The organism is uncultured Campylobacter sp., assembly GCF_938030815.1.
In the GTDB taxonomy this organism is placed as follows: domain Bacteria; phylum Campylobacterota; class Campylobacteria; order Campylobacterales; family Campylobacteraceae; genus Campylobacter_B.
In genome coordinates this window covers 1-4,330 of sequence record NZ_CALHII010000265.1, presented here as the reverse complement: position 1 = coordinate 4,330, position 4,330 = coordinate 1, and the positions used below count along the sequence as shown (strand labels likewise).

Sequence of the window (4,330 nt, the reverse complement as noted above, 5' to 3'; positions counted from 1 at the left end):
AGGGCGGCGCTCAGAGTTAGCGGAGTGCCCCTTACCAACCCTCACCCGCGCAACGCTAGCGGTGCGAGCCTTACGGCTCGCGTTAAATTTATAATTATGCTTCGCTTCTTTAAAATTCGTTCTACGATTTTAAAATTTCTTGCTGCAAAAATCGTAAAATTTCAATTGCACTACAAATCGGCGCCGTATTTTGCTAAAATACCGATAAAATTTTAAAGGATGAAATTTGGAAAATTTTGCTTTTCTTCTAAATTTAGTAATATTTTGCATCTTGGTTTTTATGTTTTTTAAGATGCGCAAAAGCGGCGAGCAAGCGAGCAAGCCGCAGATCGCCACCGACATCACGCGGCTTAAAAGCATCGGCGAGCTGAGCGTTTTTAAAATTTACTCCAAAGAGATCGTCACGCGCAAGCAAAACGTAGGCAGCGGGCTGCTGGGCTCGCTCGTCTCGCCGCTGATGACGAAAAAGCAGATCGCCATCATCTTCGAGTTTGAGATCGAGTTTGTTTACGACCTACTAAGCCCCGAGTTTGCGATACTGCCGCAGGGCGAGGATCGCTACGAGATCAAGATGCCGCCGTGCAAATACAAATACTCGATCAAAGATATGAAAATTTACGACGAGAAAAACGCCAAGCTGCTGCCGTTTTTGCTGCCCGATTCGCTAAACGGGCTATTCGGCGCGAGCTTTGACGAGAGCGATAAAAACCGCCTCATCGACGACGCCAAGGACGAGGTCAAGCAGCTCTCGCTAAAAATCATCAACGATCTTGGCGGCAAGATCCACAAATCCGCAACCGACACGCTGGAGGCGATCGCCAAGAGCTTCGGCGCGAAGGAGGTCGGATTTATCTTCCAGGACAAGGCGCTTCAAACGATCGACATAAACTCAAACGAGATCGCAATCGATAAATCGCTAAAATCGCAGATCGAGAAGTAGATGGAGCTTTTTAAGGCGCTTTTTAAAATTTACTTCGCCCGCATGCTCGCGTTTATGGATGCCTGCGCGAGGGCTTGGCAGCGATTTTACGAGCCGATTAAACTCCGCAAAGAAAAGCGCCGATTAGGCTGCGTAAAGAGAAAAAGCGCCTGCGCGCGAAGGGCTATTTTACCGAGGATGCGACGTGGGCGGAGTTTTTCGTGGATTTTAAATTTTGCAAATGCTTTATCATCAAAAAAATCCTCTATCCAAACTTCTATGCTATCAAAAACTCCATCAAATGGGAGGCGGGCTCAAAGCGGGCTAGCTTTACGGTAGGCTCGTTTGCATACGACGAGATCGCGTGGGTGTGGGTGCCGCGCGCCTTTGACGGCGGGCGAAAAAACGATCTGGAAAAGCTAAAAAATCTACTGCAAAAGATCCCCGCGCTGCGCTACGAGCAGAGCGACACGGGGATTAAAATTTTCGGCTACGAGTGCGGCGAAGCGGGCTTATAGTCGTATGGTGCGAAATTTAATAAATTTTGTCGAGGATCGCGCCGATATAGCTCATGGCTTGTACTGCGCAGACGAACAGCGAGCGGGTTTTGACGCGACTGCGTCTTTGCCAAAACAGCGCAAGCAGCGTGAAATTTTATCTTTGCAAACGCCCCTGGCACGGTCTAAATTTTAAACTCTGCGCGAGTATAAACGCGGGCAAATTTTATCTCTGCGCCTGGCTCCATAGATCCTTTGCTTCGGCGGGGGTTTTTATATTAAGCCACGCAAGAAGCAGTACCGCGGGCGTCAACGGCTTTAAGATTAAATTTGCTAGCGCCATGTATTTTACGACGCTAGCCGATATAAGCTCGGGAGCTAGCACTTGAAGCCATGCCGTAGAGGAGGTTTGCGCCGACATCAACGATTAGCAGAGCGGCGTATACGGCAAAAAGCTTGCATCCGGTAGCGGCGCGCAATTTAAAATTTATAATTATCCAAGCGACCGTAACCGCAAACATCAAATACGGCACGTATATTTGCAGCCTATTACAATCACATCTTCTGAGTATATAAATGGCTGAAAAATATAGCAGCGCCGCAAGCGCAATGCTGTAAGCGTATTTGAAGATTATAAAGACCTGCGGGCCCGTGATATTTTGGATGTTTTTAAGCGCGTGGTAAAGGAATGTGAAGGCAAAAATCCACACTAAGATTTGAGAATCCAAGTACGCGATCTCGCCTTTTATAGAATACGCCACGCTTGCGACCAGTAGACAGAGCGCGCCGAGCGTGCCTTGCAGCTTCGCTCTTTGAAAATCTTCATTCATTTTATCCCTTTAAATTTTAATGTGCGATTCGCTGCTTGCACTGCGCAGATAAACGACGGGCGCTACTTTGATTATCACCGCGCGGGCTTTAAATTTAGCCGCTGCGAATTTTAATTTTACGCCGCCGCGCATACTTCGTACTTTACGTCGCTGTGAATGATTTAAGCTCAGCACGCCGCCGAATATCTCATCCTTGGGCTACTGCCGCGAATTTTATTGAGTTCCGCCGTTACGAGTGCTTTTAATTTAACGCCGTAGTTACCGCAAATTTTACTTTGCCGCCGCTGCTCGCGTAATACGTTTTTGAAATGGGATTTTACGCAAATTCTGTTTAAAATGGATTTAACTTTTTAAATTTAAAAGCAGCGGAGTAGCTTAAATTTATAACTATCCAAACGCCATTACTATAAGCATAAAAACGCTTATCTTTGATTTTTAAATTTGAGCTGTTTTTAGTAAATTTTGCTTACAAATTTTGTATAATTTTTAAAATTTTATCTCGAAAAGAGGAGCGAATATGAGATTTATCGTTATATTGTTTTTGGCGGTCGGCAGCTGTTTTGGAGGCAATATAACCGACTTTCAAAGCTTGGAAAAATTTATCAAAGACGGGCAAGCGAAAGGATATTTTCCTAAAAAGATTTTAGTGACGCAAGGATTTGATACCACCGTATTAGAAGACGTGAGTTTAAATTTTAGCAAAACCATATATTGGGATATAAATTCTCGCTGCAACCAAAACGCAGACGAGATCATTATAGCCGAAAGCGATACGAGGCACTCTATAGTTTGCCCCGGAAATAACAACGTCTATATTTTGACGGGCGGCAGAAGCGATGTAGAAGACCCATGGGGAAACGATATTTTTGTAATGGGCGAGAACGATGATAAAATTTCAAAAAGCTGGGGTACGAATATATTTATATTCGGCAAAAGATGGGGGCACGATAAGATAGAAATCGGCGATTCTAGAATAAATCCGGCGTCAAACCCCGAATACAAAAACGAATTTCCTTACGAGTTTAGCCATTTTTTCATCTTTGATAGCGGGGTCAAAAAGGATGATTTAGTTTTTAACTTTAACAAGATAATAAATTTAAAAACAAACGACTCTATAGAACTTACGGATTTAAATGGTATAAATTTGATTTTTAAAGACGAGCCGGGTAAATACTACGGTACAAATTCATTAAAGGAGATTTACGACGAAAGCTCTCCCGTCGCACCCAAAACCGAAGAGAGATTGAGCGCGGATGAGATACAAACGCTGCTTCATAAAACGGCATATTCAGACAACGCCGAAGATGCTAAAAAATACTGCGAAATGGGCGGCGATCCGAATTTTAAAGGTCATGAAAATACCACTCCCATCGAAATGGCGGTAATGTTAGGTAGCGAAAATTCGCTTCGCGCGATGCTAGAGTGCGCAAAAAGACTGACCGATAGCGCAATGATGATGAGCGTATTCGGAAGCCAACACGACGATGAGAAGAGTTTTAGGCTCATAAAGCTTTTAGAAAAATACGGCGGAAATTTTAAAGCAAAGGATAGGGATGGTTGCTCCATGGTAAATTATGCGGCAAGTTCTCATAGTCTAGAAATCGTAAAATATCTAGTAGAAAGAGGCGCCGATCCAAAAGCTAGATGTTCTCATAACCAAAGCGTAACTCCATCGGATTGGGCAAGGAAAAACAAGGACAAAAGAGTATATGAGTATCTAAAAAGCCTAGAAGCCAAATAAAAGGTATGCTAAATGGTTTCTTGTCACCTGCTTTAAATCAGCGCGATAAAATTATTGGCGTTTTTGATGCTGATAGCAAGGTGCAGCAAGCTTTTATGATATCGATTTGGCTTATGGCTGCAACGACGGAACTTATTTATGTGCTATCTAGAATGGGCGGCATATCGGACTCTCTAGAGCACCAAGATTTACGGCTATGCCAAAAAGCTTTAAGTTTTCGGCGAAAATTTTATTTTGCATTATTTTTGTTGAAAATATATAATTTAATCCAAAATTTATATACACTTCGCTATTATCTCGTTTTAAATTTCGCGGCCCACTCGTCTAGTGGTTAGGACGCTGG

Annotated in this window: 6 protein-coding genes; 5 read left to right on the top strand and 1 reads right to left on the bottom strand. The window is 43.5% G+C overall.

All coding sequences use genetic code 11. The features are described from left to right. The 4 genes from Q0277_RS09855 to Q0277_RS09840 all read left to right on the top strand — a co-directional run. The coding region (locus tag Q0277_RS09855; RefSeq protein WP_297997636.1) for a hypothetical protein at positions 1-216 on the top strand (216 nt) is incomplete at its 5' end. A 10-nt stretch (positions 217-226) separates the two neighbouring features. Next, on the top strand, positions 227-940 hold the full coding sequence (locus Q0277_RS09850) for a DUF4230 domain-containing protein (protein WP_295151526.1): 714 nt from the start codon (positions 227-229) through the stop codon (positions 938-940). 200 nt (positions 941-1,140) lie between these two features. Continuing rightward, positions 1,141-1,437, top strand: a complete 297-nt coding sequence (locus tag Q0277_RS09845) for a hypothetical protein (protein WP_297997634.1) — start codon at positions 1,141-1,143, stop codon at positions 1,435-1,437. 53 nt (positions 1,438-1,490) lie between these two features. Next, complete coding sequence (locus Q0277_RS09840) at positions 1,491-1,805, top strand: hypothetical protein (protein WP_297997633.1); 315 nt, start codon at positions 1,491-1,493, stop codon at positions 1,803-1,805. Here the strand turns inward: Q0277_RS09840 and Q0277_RS09835 are convergent. Further along, positions 1,773-2,246 (bottom strand): hypothetical protein, encoded by a 474-nt coding sequence (locus tag Q0277_RS09835; RefSeq protein ID WP_297997632.1) that lies wholly within the window; start codon positions 2,244-2,246, stop codon positions 1,773-1,775. The two genes, Q0277_RS09840 and Q0277_RS09835, sit on opposite strands and share 33 nt — an antisense overlap. 517 nt (positions 2,247-2,763) lie before the next feature. Between Q0277_RS09835 and Q0277_RS09830 the strand changes: the two genes are divergently transcribed. Then, positions 2,764-3,987: an ankyrin repeat domain-containing protein gene (locus Q0277_RS09830; protein WP_297997630.1), complete on the top strand. Its 1,224-nt coding sequence runs from the start codon at positions 2,764-2,766 to the stop codon at positions 3,985-3,987. Positions 3,988-4,330 lie beyond the last annotated feature (343 nt).

What these genes read in the sequence shown, in the direction of transcription:
- Q0277_RS09840 (WP_297997633.1), top strand. Translation starts at nt 1,491, where the DNA reads ATGGCTTGTACTGCGCAGACGAACAGCGAGCGGGTTTTGACGCGACTG.
- Q0277_RS09835 (WP_297997632.1), bottom strand. Translation starts at nt 2,246, where the DNA reads ATGAATGAAGATTTTCAAAGAGCGAAGCTGCAAGGCACGCTCGGCGCG.
- Q0277_RS09830 (WP_297997630.1), top strand. Translation starts at nt 2,764, where the DNA reads ATGAGATTTATCGTTATATTGTTTTTGGCGGTCGGCAGCTGTTTTGGA.